This window comes from Paraburkholderia sediminicola (assembly GCF_046026675.1).
GTDB lineage: Bacteria > Pseudomonadota > Gammaproteobacteria > Burkholderiales > Burkholderiaceae > Paraburkholderia > Paraburkholderia sediminicola_F.
In genome coordinates this window covers 2,598,542-2,614,243 of sequence record NZ_JAQQEY010000001.1, presented here as the reverse complement: position 1 = coordinate 2,614,243, position 15,702 = coordinate 2,598,542, and the positions used below count along the sequence as shown (strand labels likewise).

General features: G+C 62.0%; 13 protein-coding genes. 12 read left to right on the top strand and 1 reads right to left on the bottom strand.

The annotated features are described in order from the left end of the window. The first annotated feature begins 2 nt into the window (after positions 1-2). From PQQ86_RS11340 to PQQ86_RS11295, 10 genes are all read left to right on the top strand, one after another. On the top strand, positions 3-1,208 hold the full coding sequence (locus PQQ86_RS11340) for a 1-deoxy-D-xylulose-5-phosphate reductoisomerase (protein WP_408266642.1): 1,206 nt from the start codon (positions 3-5) through the stop codon (positions 1,206-1,208). Between the two features lie 7 nt (positions 1,209-1,215). Beyond that, on the top strand, positions 1,216-2,601 hold the full coding sequence (gene rseP, locus PQQ86_RS11335) for an RIP metalloprotease RseP (protein ID WP_408266640.1): 1,386 nt from the start codon (positions 1,216-1,218) through the stop codon (positions 2,599-2,601). Positions 2,602-2,668: 67 nt separating this feature from the next. Then, complete coding sequence (bamA, locus tag PQQ86_RS11330; RefSeq protein WP_408266638.1) at positions 2,669-4,981, top strand: outer membrane protein assembly factor BamA; 2,313 nt, start codon at positions 2,669-2,671, stop codon at positions 4,979-4,981. Between the two features lie 74 nt (positions 4,982-5,055). Continuing rightward, positions 5,056-5,592 (top strand): OmpH/Skp family outer membrane protein, encoded by a 537-nt coding sequence (locus PQQ86_RS11325; RefSeq protein WP_175171772.1) that lies wholly within the window; start codon positions 5,056-5,058, stop codon positions 5,590-5,592. Between the two features lie 110 nt (positions 5,593-5,702). After that, the gene (gene lpxD / locus PQQ86_RS11320) at positions 5,703-6,806 is read left to right on the top strand and encodes a UDP-3-O-(3-hydroxymyristoyl)glucosamine N-acyltransferase (protein ID WP_408266636.1); all 1,104 of its coding nucleotides are present in this window, start codon (positions 5,703-5,705) and stop codon (positions 6,804-6,806) included. Positions 6,807-7,062: 256 nt separating this feature from the next. After that, entirely contained in the window at positions 7,063-7,527 is a 465-nt protein-coding gene (fabZ, locus tag PQQ86_RS11315; RefSeq protein WP_020065638.1) for a 3-hydroxyacyl-ACP dehydratase FabZ, read from the top strand. Between the two features lie 94 nt (positions 7,528-7,621). Then, positions 7,622-8,410, top strand: coding sequence for an acyl-ACP--UDP-N-acetylglucosamine O-acyltransferase (gene lpxA, locus PQQ86_RS11310; protein WP_408266634.1), 789 nt, complete (start codon positions 7,622-7,624; stop codon positions 8,408-8,410). Positions 8,411-8,413: 3 nt separating this feature from the next. Next, a complete protein-coding gene (gene lpxB / locus PQQ86_RS11305; protein WP_408266632.1) occupies positions 8,414-9,583 on the top strand; it encodes a lipid-A-disaccharide synthase in 1,170 nt (389 codons plus the stop codon). Then, positions 9,580-10,344, top strand: a complete 765-nt coding sequence (gene rnhB, locus PQQ86_RS11300) for a ribonuclease HII (protein ID WP_408266630.1) — start codon at positions 9,580-9,582, stop codon at positions 10,342-10,344. Before lpxB ends, rnhB begins: the two co-directional genes overlap by 4 nt. A gap of 61 nt (positions 10,345-10,405) precedes the next feature. Beyond that, positions 10,406-11,188, top strand: coding sequence for a TrmH family RNA methyltransferase (locus tag PQQ86_RS11295; RefSeq protein WP_408266628.1), 783 nt, complete (start codon positions 10,406-10,408; stop codon positions 11,186-11,188). A gap of 77 nt (positions 11,189-11,265) precedes the next feature. On the opposite strand, the gene ppsR is transcribed toward PQQ86_RS11295, so the two are convergent. Then, the gene (ppsR, locus tag PQQ86_RS11290; RefSeq protein ID WP_054035190.1) at positions 11,266-12,081 is read right to left on the bottom strand and encodes a posphoenolpyruvate synthetase regulatory kinase/phosphorylase PpsR; all 816 of its coding nucleotides are present in this window, start codon (positions 12,079-12,081) and stop codon (positions 11,266-11,268) included. A gap of 548 nt (positions 12,082-12,629) precedes the next feature. Here ppsR and ppsA point away from each other — a divergent pair. Together ppsA and PQQ86_RS11280 are read left to right on the top strand one after the other, a co-directional pair. Beyond that, a complete protein-coding gene (gene ppsA, locus PQQ86_RS11285) occupies positions 12,630-15,035 on the top strand; it encodes a phosphoenolpyruvate synthase (protein ID WP_408266626.1) in 2,406 nt (801 codons plus the stop codon). A 193-nt stretch (positions 15,036-15,228) separates the two neighbouring features. Next, positions 15,229-15,684 carry an NfeD family protein gene (locus PQQ86_RS11280; RefSeq protein ID WP_408266624.1) on the top strand — a complete coding sequence of 152 codons (456 nt, stop codon included), beginning with the start codon at positions 15,229-15,231 and terminating at the stop codon, positions 15,682-15,684. Positions 15,685-15,702: the final 18 nt, after the last annotated feature.

Sequence of the window (15,702 nt, the reverse complement as noted above, 5' to 3'; positions counted from 1 at the left end):
ATATGCAAAAACGTCTGACATTGCTCGGTTCCACGGGCTCGATTGGAGACAGCACGCTTGACGTCGTCGCGCGTCATCCCGAACGCTTTTCGGTGTACGCGCTCACGGCGCATCGCAACGGCGACAAGCTCGTCGAGCAATGCCTGCGCTTTCAGCCTGAAGTCGCGGTAGTCGGTGATGCCGATACCGCTGCGCATGTCGCGGCGAAGTTGCGCGAAGCGGGCTGCAAGACCGAGGTCACGTATGGGCCGCAAGCGCTCGTCGACGTGTCGAAGAGTGACTGCTGCGATACGGTCGTGGCGGCGATTGTCGGCGCGGCAGGCCTCGCGCCGAGTCTCGCCGCTGCGCGCGCGGGCAAGCGTATCCTGCTTGCCAACAAGGAAGCGCTGGTGATGTCCGGCGCGATCTTCATGGACGCGGTGCGTGACAACGGCGCCGTGCTGCTGCCGGTCGACAGCGAACACAATGCGATTTTCCAATGTCTGCCGCGCGAAGCCGCACGGCATAGCGGCGTCTCGAAGATCATCCTGACCGCGTCGGGCGGTCCGTTCCGCACGCGCGAACCGGCCACGCTCGTCGACGTCACGCCGGACGAAGCCTGCAAGCATCCGAACTGGGTCATGGGCCGTAAGATTTCCGTCGACTCCGCCACGATGATGAACAAAGGCCTCGAAGTGATCGAGGCGCACTGGCTCTTCGATCTGCCGGGCGAGCGTATCGAAGTGCTGATTCACCCGCAAAGCGTGATCCATTCGATGGTGTCGTACGCCGACGGCTCGGTGCTCGCGCAATTGGGCAATCCCGATATGCGCACGCCGATCGCGCATGCGCTGGCATTTCCGGACCGCTTCGATTCGGGTGTGGCGCAACTGGATCTGCTGCAGGTCGCATCGCTGTCGTTCGAAAAACCGGATTACACGCGCTTTCCGTGCCTCGCGCTCGCAGTGAAGGCGCTGGACGAGGGAGGCCTCGCGAGCGCGGCGCTCAATGCCGCGAACGAAGTCGCTGTGGAAGCGTTCCTGTCGCGCCAGATCGGTTTCATGGCGATCGCACAGATAGTCGACGCCGTACTCAATGCGTTGCCGAACCGCAGCGCGCACGCGCTAGAGGACGTGATCGAAGCGGATGCGGCCGCGCGCCGCGCCGCTGCCGACTTCATCGCGCGCCTGCCGGACGGCGCCCGTCGCACGGAACGCGCCGTCCAGTGAGGCGCCTATGAACCTGCTGATTGAACTGCTTGCCTTCGCGGTCGCGATTGGCGTACTCGTGGTCGTCCACGAGTATGGTCATTACAGCGTGGCGCGTTTGTGCGGCGTCAAGGTCCTGCGTTTTTCGATCGGCTTCGGCAAGCCGCTGTTCCAATGGGTGAGCCCGAAGACGGGCACCGAATGGACGATTGCCGCGTTGCCGCTGGGCGGCTACGTGAAGATGCTCGACGAGCGCGAGACCGGCGGGGCGCCGATTCCCGTTGAAGCCTTGCCGCATGCGTTCAACCGGCAATCGGTGTGGCGTCGTTTCGCGATTGTCGCGGCCGGCCCGGTCGCGAATTTCCTGCTTGCCATCGTGCTGTTCGCCCTTGTGTTCGCCACGGGCGTGACGGAGCCGGCGGCTGTGGTGGCCGTGCCTGCGCCGAATACGCCGGCCGCGCTGGCCGGTTTCGACGGTGGCGAAACGATTGTTGCGGTGCGTGCGGAGAACACGGGCGAATCCGAGCGGGTGCGTTCGTGGTCCGACCTTCGCTGGAAACTGCTGGGCGCGGCATTCGATCACAAGCGCGTCGTGCTGAGCGCAAAAGATGCGCACGGCACCTCGGATTTCCAGCTGGATCTGCGTGGTATCACCGAGAAAGACGTCGACGACGACTTTATGTCACGTCTCGGCTTCGAGCCGGGTGGCGGCAAGCTGACAGTCGCTGGAGTGCAGCCGGATAGCGCGGCGCAAAAGGCAGGCCTTGCGGTGGGTGACCGTCTGCGCGCGATCAACGGTATCCCGACCGACAATGCCACGGCCTTCATCGCTTATGTAAAATCGCACGCCGGCACGCCCGTGACGCTGCAGGTGGAGCGTGGTGGCCAAGCCGCGGGCAAGCTGGAAGACGTGCGCATCGTCCCGCAGTCGCAGCGGGATGACGCGACAGGGCAGCAGATCGGCCGTATCGGCGCGGAACTCGCTACCCAGGTGCCGTCGATCGACGTGCGTTACGGGCCGGTCGAAAGCCTGCAACTGGGCGCGCGCCGTACGTGGGATCTGGCCGTTTATTCGGTGCGCATGTTTGGACGGATGATCGTCGGCGAGGCTTCGCTGAAGAATCTTTCTGGCCCCGTGACGATCGCAGATTACGCAGGAAAGAGCGCACGTCTAGGTCCATCTGCATTCCTGTCGTTCCTGGCCCTTGTCAGTATTAGCCTCGGCGTACTGAACCTGTTACCAATTCCGGTATTGGACGGGGGGCATCTGTTATATTATTTGGTTGAAGCTGTAACCGGCAAAGTTGTCTCTGATCGCTGGCAACTCGTTTTTCAGAGGGCGGGTCTCGCCTGCATCGTCGCGTTGTCGGCGATTGCGCTGTTCAACGATCTGGCTCGTTTAATCCATTTTTAAAGTGTCTGGCGGCGTTCACGATGGCGACCGCCCGACCTGATGCAGCTATACACACTGGGGAAGCACGTTGTTTAAACCTCATCGCTTTGTTCCAAAGACGGTTATAGCCGCGGCGTTTGCCGCGCATGGGCTGGTTGCTCACGCAACGACGCCCTTCGTGGTGCAAGACATCCGGATCGAGGGATTGCAACGCGTCGAACCCGGTACCGTGTTCGCGTACCTGCCCATCAAGCAAGGCGACACCTTTAGCGACGACAAGGCTTCCGAAGCCATTCGCGCGCTGTACGCCACGGGCTTCTTCAATGACGTCAAGATCGCGACGGAAGGTAATGTCGTCATCGTGCAGGTGCTGGAACGTCCGGCCATCGGCACGATCGACTTCGCCGGCATTCACGAGTTCGACAAGGAAAACCTGATCAAGGCGTTGCGCGCCGTCGGTTTGTCGCAAGGCCGTTACTACGACAAGGCACTCGTCGACAAGGCCGAGCAGGAACTGAAGCGCCAGTACCTGACGCGTGGCTACTATGCCGCCGAAGTCACCACCACGATCACGCCGATCGACCGCAACCGCGTGTCGGTGCTGTTCTCGGTGGCTGAAGGTCCGAGCGCGAAGATCCGCCAGATCAACTTCATCGGCAACAAGGCGTTCAGCACGGGTACGCTGCGCGACGAAATGCAGCTGTCCACGCCGAACTGGTTCTCGTGGTACACGAAGAACGACCTGTACGCGAAAGACAAGCTCACCGGCGACCTCGAAAACGTCCGCTCGTATTACCTGAATCGCGGCTACCTCGAGTTCAACATCGAGTCGACCCAGGTGTCGATCACGCCGGACAAGAAGGACATGTATCTGACGGTCACGCTGCACGAAGGCGAGCCGTACACGATCAACAGCATCAAGCTGGCTGGTAACCTGCTCGACCGCGAGCCGGAGCTGAACAAGCTCATCAAGATCAAACCGGGTGACCGCTTCTCAGCTGAAAAGCTGCAAGCCACCACCAAGGCGATCGTCGACAAGCTCGGCGAATACGGCTATGCGTTCGCCACGGTCAACGCGCAGCCGCAGATCGATCAGGAACACCATAAGGTCGACCTGACGTTGCAAGTGGACCCGAGCCGCCGTGTGTACGTGCGCCGCATCAACGTGGTCGGTAACACGCGCACCCGCGACGAAGTGGTGCGCCGCGAAATGCGCCAGCTCGAAAGCTCGTGGTTCGATTCGAACCGCCTCGCGCTGTCGAAAGACCGGATCAACCGCCTCGGCTACTTCACGGACGTGGACGTGACCACGGTGCCGGTGGAAGGCACGCCGGACCAGGTCGATGTGGACGTCAAGGTGGCCGAAAAGCCGACCGGCGCGATCACGCTGGGCGCGGGCTTCTCGTCGACCGACAAGGTGGTGCTCTCGGCCGGCGTGTCGCAGGACAACGTGTTCGGTTCGGGTACGAGTCTCGCGGTGAACGTGAATACCGCCAAGACGTACCGTACCTTGACGGTCACGCAGGTCGACCCGTACTTCACGGTCGACGGTATCAAACGGATTACCGACGTCTACTACCGTACGTACCAGCCGCTGTACTACTCGACGGATTCGAGCTTCAAGATCGTCACGATCGGTGGTGACCTGAAGTTCGGTATTCCGTTCTCCGAAGTCGACACGGTGTACTTCGGCGCGGGCCTCGAGCAGAACCAGCTGGATGTCGACGCGAACACGCCAGCGTCCTATAAGCAGTACGTCGCCGATTTCGGACGTGTATCGAATAACGTGCCACTCACGGTGGGCTGGTCGCGCGACGCACGTGACAGCGCACTGGTGCCGAGCCGCGGCTACTTCACACAGGCGAACGCCGAATACGGCACGCCGATCGGTGGCACGCAGTACTACAAGGCCGACATCAACGCGCAGTACTATTATTCGTTCTCGCGCGGTTTCGTGCTGGGCTTCAACTTCCAGGGCGGCTACGGTAAGGGCATGGGCGGTAAACCGTATCCGATTTTCAAGAACTACTACGCGGGTGGTATCGGTTCGGTGCGGGGATATGAGCCTAGCTCGCTGGGTCCGCGTGACGCGACGACAAACGATCCGATCGGCGGCTCGAAGCTGCTGGTGGGTAACATCGAGTTGACGTTCCCGTTGCCGGGCACCGGGTATGACCGCACACTGCGCGTGTTTACGTTCCTTGACGCAGGTAACGTCTGGGCAGACGCAAGCAGCGCCGCTACGTCGAACGGCGCGAACGGCCTGCGTTACGGCTACGGTGTCGGTCTTGCATGGATCTCGCCGATCGGCCCGCTCAAGCTCAGCTTGGGCTTCCCGCTCACGAAGCACACCGGCGACCAGTATCAGAAGTTCCAGTTCCAGATCGGGACGGCATTCTGATCCGGCGGAGGGCGGCCCCGGCCATTACGGGCGGATCCCGGCGGTGGGCCCGGCCAAACTACAGTATCGAGAGGATGACTTTGCGAACCGGTATGTTTTCGAAACGTGTGGCTTGCGCGCTGGCGCTGGCAATGACGCTAGGTGTCGGCGTAGCCGGGGTCGCGCACGCCCAGGAAGCCAGGATCGCTGCGGTGAATTCGGACCGTATCCTGCGTGAATCGGCTGCCGCGAAGGCTGCCCAGGTCAAGCTCGAGGCGGAGTTCGCCAAGCGCGACAAGGACCTGGCCGACATGGCGCAGAAGCTGAAGTCGATGTCCGACTCGCTCGACAAGAGCGGTGCGTCGATGTCGGCCGCAGATCGCGCGCAGAAGCAGCGCGATCTGTCGCAGCTGGATACGGACTTTCAGCGCAAGCAACGCGAGTTTCGCGAGGACCTGAACCAGCGCCGCAACGAAGAGCTGGCGGCGGTGCTCGACCGGGCCAACAAGGTGATCAAACAGATCGCCGAGCAGCAGCACTACGACCTGATCGTTCAGGAAGCGGTGTACGTGAGCCCGCGCATCGACATTACCGATCAGGTGCTCAAGGCACTGGCGGCCTCAGGCAACTGAACGCATACGCTGGTCACGGCCCGGGTTGCAGCGCAAGGCCGTGTAGAACTGACAAGTTGGACTGATTGTGCAGCAACCATCTTGCATGGGATCGGAGACAGAGGATAGGCATGGCATTTACGCTTGAGGACATCGTCCAGCGGTTCGGCGGTGAAGTAGTCGGAGAGGGTTCGCAGCGCGTCGGCAGTCTGGCGCCGCTCGATCAGGCAGGCCCGGACCAGCTGGCGTTCCTCGCCAATCCGAAGTACCTGTCGCAGGTCGAGACGACCCGTGCGGGCGCGGTGTTGATCAATGCCGACGACCTCTCGAAACTCAGCTCCCTTACAGGCCGTAACTTCATCGTCACGCCGAATCCGTACGCTTACTTCGCGCGCGTCGCGCAGACATTCATCGACATGGCAGCGCCCAAGGCCGTGCCCGGTGTGCATCCGAGCGCGACGATCGACCCGTCGGCCCAGATCGCCGCGAGCGCGGTGATCGGTCCGCACGTCACGGTGGAAGCGGGCGCGGTGATCGGCGAAAATGTGCGTCTGGACGCCAACGTGGTGATCGGCCGCGGCACGCGAATCGGTGCGGGCTCGCATCTGTATCCGAACGTCGCGGTGTATTACGGCTGCAAGCTCGGCGAGCGCGTGATTGTGCACGCTGGCGCGGTGATCGGTTCCGACGGTTTTGGCTTCGCGCCGGATTTCGTCGGCGAAGGTGACGCGCGTACCGGCAGCTGGGTAAAAATTCCGCAAGTCGGCGGCGTGTCGATCGCGGCGGACGTCGAAATCGGTGCGAACACCACCATCGACCGCGGCGCCATGGCCGATACGATTATCGAAGAGTGCGTGAAAATCGACAACCTCGTGCAGATCGGCCACAACTGCAAGGTCGGCGCTTACACGGTGATCGCCGGCTGTGCGGGCATTGCGGGCAGCACCACGATCGGCCGTCATTGCATGATCGGCGGCGCGGTTGGGATAGCTGGGCACGTTACGCTGGCTGACTATGTGATCGTCACGGCGAAGTCGGGCGTCTCGAAGTCCCTGCTGAAGCCCGGCATGTACACCAGTGCATTCCCGGCTGTGAACCATGCGGACTGGAACAAGAGCGCCGCTTTGCTGCGTAACATCGACAAGCTTCGCGATCGTATCAAGGCGCTCGAAAATTCCGCCTCGGCAGGCAAGCCAGCCAGTGCGGCAAGCAATTCCGCAGGCGACGAAGCCTGAGATATCAGGCAGACCCGCAGGCAGACCCGCAGGCAGACCCGCACGCTGACCCGCGGGTCAACCCGCACAACAATCCGCGGGCCAACCGGCCGGTACCGCGTAAAATAGCGGGCAAGCATCAGGAAGCAAAGTCGGTTGCCATGACCGGGTGGCATGGCCGCCGGGTATCGGCAAGCGCCGGCAGCACGCGTTACCAACCCACCTGCACCAGCATCCGCAGTCATCATCGCGCAGTCAATGCGTGAGTAGAAACACCATGAGCACCGAAAAAATCAATCTCGACATTCATAAGATTCTCACGCTGCTGCCCCATCGTTACCCGATCCTGCTGGTCGACCGGGTGCTCGAACTCGAGCCGCATAAGAGCATCAAAGCGTTGAAGAACGTGTCGATCAATGAGCCGTATTTCCAGGGTCACTTTCCGACCCGTCCGGTGATGCCCGGCGTGTTGATCCTCGAAGCGCTCGCACAAACGGCAGCCCTGCTGACGTTTTCGGAAGAGCCGAGCGATCCGTCGAACACGCTGTATCTGTTCGTGGGCATCGACAACGCGCGTTTCAAGCGCGTGGTGGAACCGGGCGATCAGCTGATCCTGAACTGCACGTTCGAGCGTCATATGCGCGGCATCTGGAAGTTCAAGGCGCGCGCCGAAGTGGATGGAGCCGTGGCGGCGGAAGCCGATCTGATGTGCGCGGTGCGGCACACGGACAAAGACGCTTGAAGCCGGTGTCCGGACGGTCAGCGGCTTATTCCGAGCGCTGCAAACTCCGGTTACGCCCATCCAGACAACGCAACAGAATCAGAAGCGAGGACGCATGAGCAGGATTCATCCCACTGCGATCGTCGAACCGGGCGCGCAACTCGACGAATCCGTCGAAATCGGACCGTATGCCGTCATCGGCGCACATGTGACGATCGGCGCACGGACCACGGTCGGTTCGCACAGCGTGATCGAAGGTCACACCACGATCGGCGAAGACAACCGCATCGGCCACTATGCATCGGTCGGCGGTCGTCCGCAGGACATGAAGTACAAGGACGAGCCGACCCGGCTCGTGATCGGTAATCGCAACACGATCCGCGAATTCACCACGATCCACACCGGCACGGTGCAGGACGCGGGCGTCACCACGCTGGGTGACGACAACTGGATCATGGCCTACGTGCACCTCGGGCATGACTGTTACGTCGGCAATAACGTCATTCTGGCGAGCAATGCGCAGATGGCCGGCCATGTGACCATCGGTGACCACGCGATCGTCGGCGGCATGTCAGGCGTGCATCAGTTCGTACGCATTGGCGCGCATTCGATGCTCGGCGGCGCATCGGCGCTCGTGCAGGATATCCCGCCGTTCGTGATTGCTGCCGGCAACAAGGCCGAGCCGCACGGTATCAACGTCGAAGGTCTGCGCCGCCGCGGTTTCTCCGCAGACGCGATCTCGGCGCTGCGCTCGGCGTACCGCTTGCTGTACAAGAACGGCCTGTCGCTTGAAGAAGCGAAGGTGCAGTTGCGCGAACTCGCATCCGCGGGTGGCGATGGCGATGCGCCGGTACAAACGCTGCTCGCGTTTGTCGAAGCGTCGCAACGCGGCATCATCCGCTAACCGATGGCTTTGAACCCGAGTCCCCTGCGCGTCGCGATGGTGGCAGGCGAGCCGTCCGGCGACCTGCTGGCGGCGTCGCTGCTCGACGGCCTTGCGAGCCGTCTGCCCACCGGTACCCAGTATTACGGGATCGGCGGCCCGCGCATGATCGCCACGGGTTTCGACGCCCACTGGCCGATGGAGAAGCTGACGGTGCGCGGCTATGTCGAAGCACTGCGGCATATTCCAGAAATCCTCAGCATCCGCAACGAACTGAAGCGCCAACTACTGGCCGAACCGCCGTCGGTGTTCGTCGGCGTGGATGCGCCCGATTTCAACTTCGGACTCGAGCATCCGTTGCGCGATGCGGGTATTCCGACCGTTCACTTCGTTTGCCCGTCGATCTGGGCGTGGCGAGGTGGGCGCATCAAGAAGATCGCCAAAGCGGTCGACCACATGCTGTGCGTGTTCCCGTTCGAAACGGCGCTGCTGGAAAAAGCCGGCATTGCGGCCTCGTACGTGGGCCATCCGCTCGCCGACGAAATTCCTCTGGTACCCGACACGCTTGGCGCGCGGCGCACGCTCGGGCTTGCCGAAAGCGGCCCCATCATCGCGGTGCTGCCGGGCAGCCGGCGCTCGGAGATCGATCTGATCGGTCCGACGTTCTTTGCCGCGATGGAAATGATGCAGCACCAGGAGCCCAGTTTGCGTTTCGTGATGCCGGCGGCCACGCCCGCACTGCGCGAAATGCTACGGCCGCTGGTCGATGCGCATCCTGGTCTCGCGCTGACCATTACCGACGGTCAGGCGCAAATCGCGATGACGGCGGCCGATGCGATCCTCGTCAAGAGCGGCACGGTGACGCTGGAAGCCGCGCTGCTGAAAAAGCCGATGGTGATCTCGTACAAGGTGCCCTGGCTGACCGGCCAGATCATGCGCCGCCAGGGCTATCTGCCGTATGTCGGCTTGCCGAACATTCTCGCGGGGCGTTTCGTCGTGCCGGAAATTCTGCAGCACTTCGCGACGCCCCAGGCGCTAGCCGAAGCGACGCTGAAACAGTTGCGCGACGAGGCCAACCGGCGCACGCTGACGGAAATCTTCACGGAGATGCATCACGTGCTTAAGCAGAACACCGCGCAGCGTGCAGCGGAAGTCGTGGCGAGCGTCGTCGAAAAGCGGAAGGCGCGGCCGTGACTACCGCACGCGCGCCACGCCGCAAGGCCGCGACCGTTGCAGGCGCGGCGGCGCGGCAGGTCGGTCTGGACTTTGAGATGCCGGACGACATCGTCTGCGGCGTCGACGAAGCCGGGCGCGGGCCGCTGGCTGGCCCGGTGGTCGCTGCGGCGGTGATTTTCGATCGGTCGAAGCCGATGATCCGCGGCCTCGACGATTCGAAAGCGCTCACCGCCAAAAAGCGCGACGAGCTGTACGACAAGATCGTCGACCGGGCGCTTGCGTACTGCATCGCGTCCGCCAGCGTCGAAGAAATCGATACGCTGAACATCCTGCACGCCACCATGCTGGCGATGAAGCGGGCGGTCGAAGGCCTCTCGGTCGTGCCGACGCTCGTGAAAATCGACGGCAATCGCTGCCCCACGCTGAGCGTTCGCAGCGAAGCCGTGATCGGCGGCGATGCACTGGTCAAAAGCATTTCGGCGGCGTCGATTCTCGCCAAGGTGACGCGTGACCGGATGCTGCTCGAATTGCATCAAACCTATCCGGTTTACGGTTTTAACGCGCATGCCGGCTACGGCACGCCGCAGCATCTCGCGGCGCTGCGCGAACATGGGCCCTGCGAGCATCATCGGCGCTCGTTCGCACCGGTGCGTGAAGCGCATCAGCGTTTCGGCACGGCTCTGAAACCACTGCTGGCGGGCGACATGATCATCGTGTCCGGAACGCTCTCCGACGCCATGCTCGACGACGACGCCTTCGGCGAACGCAGCGGCGCGTAAGCGTTGCGCGTTGTCCGGCGCGTCGCCCACTCTTTCCTCATTCTCACTGTCTGCGCTGCCTGTGAAAGCCATCACCTCGCGGGACAATCCGCTCTACAAGCGCCTCAAGGCACTGGCCAGCTCGACGCATCAGCAGCGTCGCAGCGGCCACGCGTTGCTCGAAGGGTTTCACCTCGCGAGCGCGTATCTCGACGTCGCCGGGCAGCCGGAAATGTGCATCGTCACCGAGGGCGCGTTGCGCCACGACGAAGCGCAAGCCATCGTGTCGCGCATCGACGAGCACCGTATCGTCACGTTGCCCGATGCGCTGTTCGGCCAGGTGTCGAACGTCGTGCACGGCGTCGGGATTCTGCTGCTGGTCGAAAAGCTCGATACGCCGTTGCCGGAGAACGTCGGAGAAACCTGCCTCGTACTCGATGGGGTGCAGGATGCCGGCAACGTCGGTTCGATTCTGCGCAGCGCAGCGGCCGCCGGTATTCAGCAGGTATTTTGCGCACCGGGCACTGCGTACGCGTGGTCGTCGAAGGTATTGCGCTCGGGCATGGGCGCGCATTTCCTGTTGCAAATCCACGAGGATGTCGAGGCGCAGGTATTGATCGAGCGCCTGGCGGTGCCCATCGTCATTACGGATTCGCACGGTGCCGAGGCGATCTACGACTGCGATCTGAGCGGGCCGCTCGCGTGGGTGTTCGGCAACGAAGGAGCTGGCGTATCGCAGACCTGGCGCGATGCCGTTTCCTTGCGGGTGACAATTCCTCAGCCGGGCGGCATGGAATCGCTCAATGTGGCGGCCGCCGCGGCTGTCTGCGTGTTCGAGCAGTGCCGCCAGCAGCGCCGCGCGTGACATTGCACCGATTTCAGGTCTGAGGCGACCTCCGCGATCACCTCAGCACCACGCACGCAGGTAAAGCAGGCCGCCGCTCAATAAGCCGGCCGGTCCAGCTTGATCTCCTGCAGGATCGTCGTCGCGATCTCTTCGATCGACTTATGCGTCGACGACAACCACTTGACTCCTTCACGCCGCATCATCGCTTCTGCCTCGTTGATCTCGTAACGGCAATTTTCCGGCGCGGCGTACTTGCTGCCCGGGCGGCGCTCGTTACGGATCTCCGACAGGCGCTGCGGATCGATCGACAAACCAAACATCTTCTGCCGATGCGCCAATAGCGGCGTAGGCAGCTTGCCACGCTCGAAGTCTTCCGGAATCAGCGGATAATTGGCCGCTTTCACACCGTACTGCATCGCCAGATACAAGCTCGTCGGCGTCTTGCCGCTGCGCGACACACCCACCAGAATCACGTCGGCATCGGCCAGATTGCGGTTCGATTGACCGTCGTCATGGGCGAGCGAGAAGTTGATCGCCTCGATCCGGTTCTTGTATTCCTCGGTGTCGGCGTTCTGGTGGCCGCGGCCCATCGCGTGGCTGGACTTGAGCTCCAGTTCCTGCTCGAGCGGCTCGACGAAGGTCTGAAACATGTCCAGCACAAGCGCATTCGAGCCTTTGACGATCTGATTCGACGCGCTGTCCACCAGTGTCGTGAAGACGATCGGACGGCGGCCGTCCTGCTGGATCGCTTCGTTGATCTTTTCTAGCGTGGCGTAGGCCTTTTCCGTCGAGTCGACGAAGGGCACGCGAACCAGGCGGAATTTCTGGTCGAACTGGGAGAGGATCGAATGCGCGAAGGTTTCGGCAGTGATCCCGGTACCGTCGGAGACGATGAATACGGTGGGCGGCATCAGTGGGGCTGGGGAACGTGAGCGGGAAAAAGCGCTCGAATGAAACATCGCTGCATGGATGTCGCTGCACGGTGGCTAACCGGAGATTGCAGCGGCGTCATGTCAGCGCGCCGTGGGCACCGCAATTGCGTCCGGATGACTGTGGGGCCTCGCGAGAGCCTCGCAAGAGCCCGTCAGCCGGTCCGGGGCGCGATTCGAGGCGCAATTCTCGTCCGACTGTCACATTTTGAGAGTCGGCACGGTAGAATAGCGGCAACCTGTTGGATAAGCAATTGCAGGCGATTGGCGTCTAACTTACCGTGAACAGTCGGTCAACGCCACGCTTTGCGCCGGTAACTTGCGGCAAATTGAGAGATTGGAGCGGATCGATCGGTAATTTCGTCCAACCGCTTTCTACGTCGTGCATCCGGCGCTTTGGTCCGCGCGGCCATATGCAGCGATTGCTTCTCCAACAGGTTGTGCAAGACGCGAGGTCACGCTTCCAATGGGCGTCTCGCGTTCAAGCCCACTTGCACAGCCGTGAATTTCTTTCACACTTAGGGGCTTGTATGACTAACGCAGTTACCGTCGCAAAGGAAGAGGCGTATGTAGTTCCATTCGAGCAGTTGCGGATGACCGATGTGGAGATCGTCGGCGGCAAGAATGCGTCGCTTGGCGAGATGATCAGTCAGCTCGCCGAAGCCGGCGTGCGCGTGCCGACTGGCTTCGCCACTACGGCGCTGGCTTTCCGTGACTTCCTGCATCACAACGATCTGACTGAACGCATCGCCAAACGTCTCGAAACGCTCGACGTCGACGACGTGAAGTCGCTCGCTGAAGCGGGCAAGGAGATCCGTCAATGGATCGTCGACGCCCCGATGCAACCGCGTCTCGAAGCGGATATCCGTGCAGGCTTCGACACCCTGCAAAACAGCTCGCCTGAAGAGTTGTCGTTCGCCGTGCGCTCGTCGGCAACTGCAGAAGATTTGCCGGACGCATCGTTCGCGGGTCAACAGGAAAGCTATCTCAACGTGGTCGGCATCGACGAGGTGCTCGATCGCATGAAGCACGTGTTCGCGTCGCTGTACAACGACCGTGCGATCTCCTATCGCGTCCACAAGGGCTTCACCCACGCTGAAGTCGCGTTGTCGGCAGGCGTGCAGCGCATGGTGCGCTCGGACGTCGGTGCGGCTGGCGTGATGTTCACGCTGGACACGGAATCGGGCTTCAAGGACGCCGTCTTCATCACGTCGAGCTACGGCCTGGGCGAAACGGTCGTGCAGGGCGCCGTGAATCCGGACGAGTTCTACGTCTTCAAGACCACGCTCGCACAAGGCAAGTACCCGATCATCCGCCGTTCGATCGGCTCGAAGCTGATCAAGATGGAATTCACCAAGGCCGGCGAGCAGGGCCGCGTGAAGACCGTCGACGTCGCGCACGAGCAGCGCAACCGTTTCTCGATCACCGACGAAGACGTGATCGAACTCGCGAAATACGCCGTCATCATTGAGAAGCACTACGAGCGTCCGATGGACATCGAGTGGGGCAAAGACGGCCGCGACGGCAAGATCTTCATCCTGCAGGCGCGCCCGGAAACGGTGAAGAGTCAGGCTGCGGGCAAGGCCGAGCAACGGTTCAAGCTGAAGGGCCAATCGAACGTGCTGACTACCGGCCGCGCAATCGGCCAGAAGATCGGTGCGGGTCCGGTGCGCGTGATTCACGATCCGTCGGAAATGGACCGTGTGCAGCCGGGCGACGTGCTGGTGGCCGACATGACCGACCCGAACTGGGAGCCGGTGATGAAGCGTGCATCCGCGATCGTTACGAACCGTGGCGGCCGTACCTGCCACGCTGCAATTATCGCGCGTGAGCTGGGCGTGCCGGCGGTGGTCGGCTGCGGCGACGCGACCGACCTGCTGAAGGACGGTGCGCTGGTGACCGTGTCCTGCGCGGAAGGCGACGAAGGCAAGATCTACGACGGTCTGCTCGAAACCGAAATCACCGAAGTGCAGCGCGGTGAACTGCCGCCGATTCCGGTGAAGATCATGATGAACGTCGGCAATCCGCAACTGGCTTTCGACTTCTCGCAACTGCCGAACGCAGGTGTGGGTCTGGCGCGGCTCGAGTTCATCATCAACAACAACATCGGCGTTCACCCGAAGGCGATTCTCGAATACCCGAACATCGATCAGGACCTGAAGAAGGCCGTGGAAAGCGTGGCGCGCGGCCATGCATCGCCGCGCGCGTTCTACGTCGACAAACTGACCGAAGGCATCGCCACGATCGCGGCAGCGTTCTATCCGAAGCCCGTGATCGTGCGTCTGTCGGACTTCAAGTCGAACGAGTACAAGAAGCTGATCGGCGGTTCGCGTTACGAGCCGGACGAAGAAAACCCGATGCTGGGCTTCCGTGGCGCATCGCGCTACATCGCTGACGACTTCGCCGAAGCGTTCCAGATGGAATGCATCGCGCTGAAGAAGGTGCGTGAAGAGATGGGTCTCGACAACGTCGAGATCATGGTGCCGTTCGTGCGTACGCTGAAGCAGGCGGAGCGCGTGGTCGGGCTGCTGGAGAAATTCGGCCTGAAGCGCGGCGAAAAGGGCTTGCGCCTGATCATGATGTGCGAAGTGCCGTCGAACGCGATTCTCGCCGAAGAATTCCTGCAATTCTTCGACGGCTTCTCGATCGGCTCGAACGACCTGACGCAGCTCACGCTCGGCCTCGACCGCGACTCGGGCATGGAACTGCTGGCAGTCGATTTCGACGAGCGCGATCCGGCCGTCAAGTTCCTGTTGAAGCGCGCGATCGACACGTGTCTGCGACTGAACAAGTACGTCGGCATCTGCGGCCAGGGTCCTTCGGATCATCCGGACTTTGCGCAATGGCTGACCGATGAAGGCATCAAGTCGATCTCGCTGAACCCGGACTCGATCGTTGAGACGTGGCAGCAACTGGCGAAATCGCTGGTGAAGTAATCGAGGTCAGTAAGAGACGTAAATAAGCGAAGTAAATAAGCGCGGGGCAGGTGCCCGATAAGCAGCGTGCATAAAGGGTGGTGCGGTATGTCAAAAGCACGTAAAAGCGTGCTGCACCGCCCGGTAATATGCACCTGCTTCGTGCTATAAACACCCCGGTAGATCCGGGGTGTTTTGCTTTGTGGAGATCAACATGGCGCCAGGTGGATTGTTCTGGTGGATCGGGGCGGGTGTGCTGATCGTGCTGGAATTGATCAGCGGCACCTTCTATTTGCTGATGATCGCGCTGGGTTGTGTAGCGGCCGCCATTGCGCATCTGGTGGGTGCCGCTGCCGATGTGCAGTTCGCGGTTGCGGCTGTAGTGGCGCTGGCGGCGGTCCTGTTGCTGAGGCGTTCCCGCTTTGGCCGCAGGACGCGTAAGGAGGCGTCGAAGAACCCGGACGTCAATCTGGACATCGGCCAGACGTTGAACGTGCCGGCGTGGCACGAGCGCCGGGCGCGCGTCAATTACCGCGGGGCTGCATGGGACGTCGAACTGGCCGCAGGCGAGCCCGAGGATGCGCAGCTCTATGAAATCGCCGAGATGCGCGGCAGTTGCCTTGTCGTCGTGGCCAGCCGGCCGGCGAAAGCAGGAGCAACCGTGGCCTGAGCGCGCGCCAATGCGCAC

Coding starts and splice junctions, on each gene's coding strand:
- PQQ86_RS11280 (WP_408266624.1), top strand. CDS start 15,229: ATGGCGCCAGGTGGATTGTTCTGGTGGATCGGGGCGGGTGTGCTGATC.
- ppsR (WP_054035190.1), bottom strand. CDS start 12,081: ATGCCGCCCACCGTATTCATCGTCTCCGACGGTACCGGGATCACTGCC.
- lpxD (WP_408266636.1), top strand. CDS start 5,703: ATGGCATTTACGCTTGAGGACATCGTCCAGCGGTTCGGCGGTGAAGTA.
- PQQ86_RS11325 (WP_175171772.1), top strand. CDS start 5,056: ATGACTTTGCGAACCGGTATGTTTTCGAAACGTGTGGCTTGCGCGCTG.
- ppsA (WP_408266626.1), top strand. CDS start 12,630: ATGACTAACGCAGTTACCGTCGCAAAGGAAGAGGCGTATGTAGTTCCA.
- fabZ (WP_020065638.1), top strand. CDS start 7,063: ATGAGCACCGAAAAAATCAATCTCGACATTCATAAGATTCTCACGCTG.
- PQQ86_RS11340 (WP_408266642.1), top strand. CDS start 3: ATGCAAAAACGTCTGACATTGCTCGGTTCCACGGGCTCGATTGGAGAC.
- lpxB (WP_408266632.1), top strand. CDS start 8,414: ATGGCTTTGAACCCGAGTCCCCTGCGCGTCGCGATGGTGGCAGGCGAG.
- rseP (WP_408266640.1), top strand. CDS start 1,216: ATGAACCTGCTGATTGAACTGCTTGCCTTCGCGGTCGCGATTGGCGTA.
- lpxA (WP_408266634.1), top strand. CDS start 7,622: ATGAGCAGGATTCATCCCACTGCGATCGTCGAACCGGGCGCGCAACTC.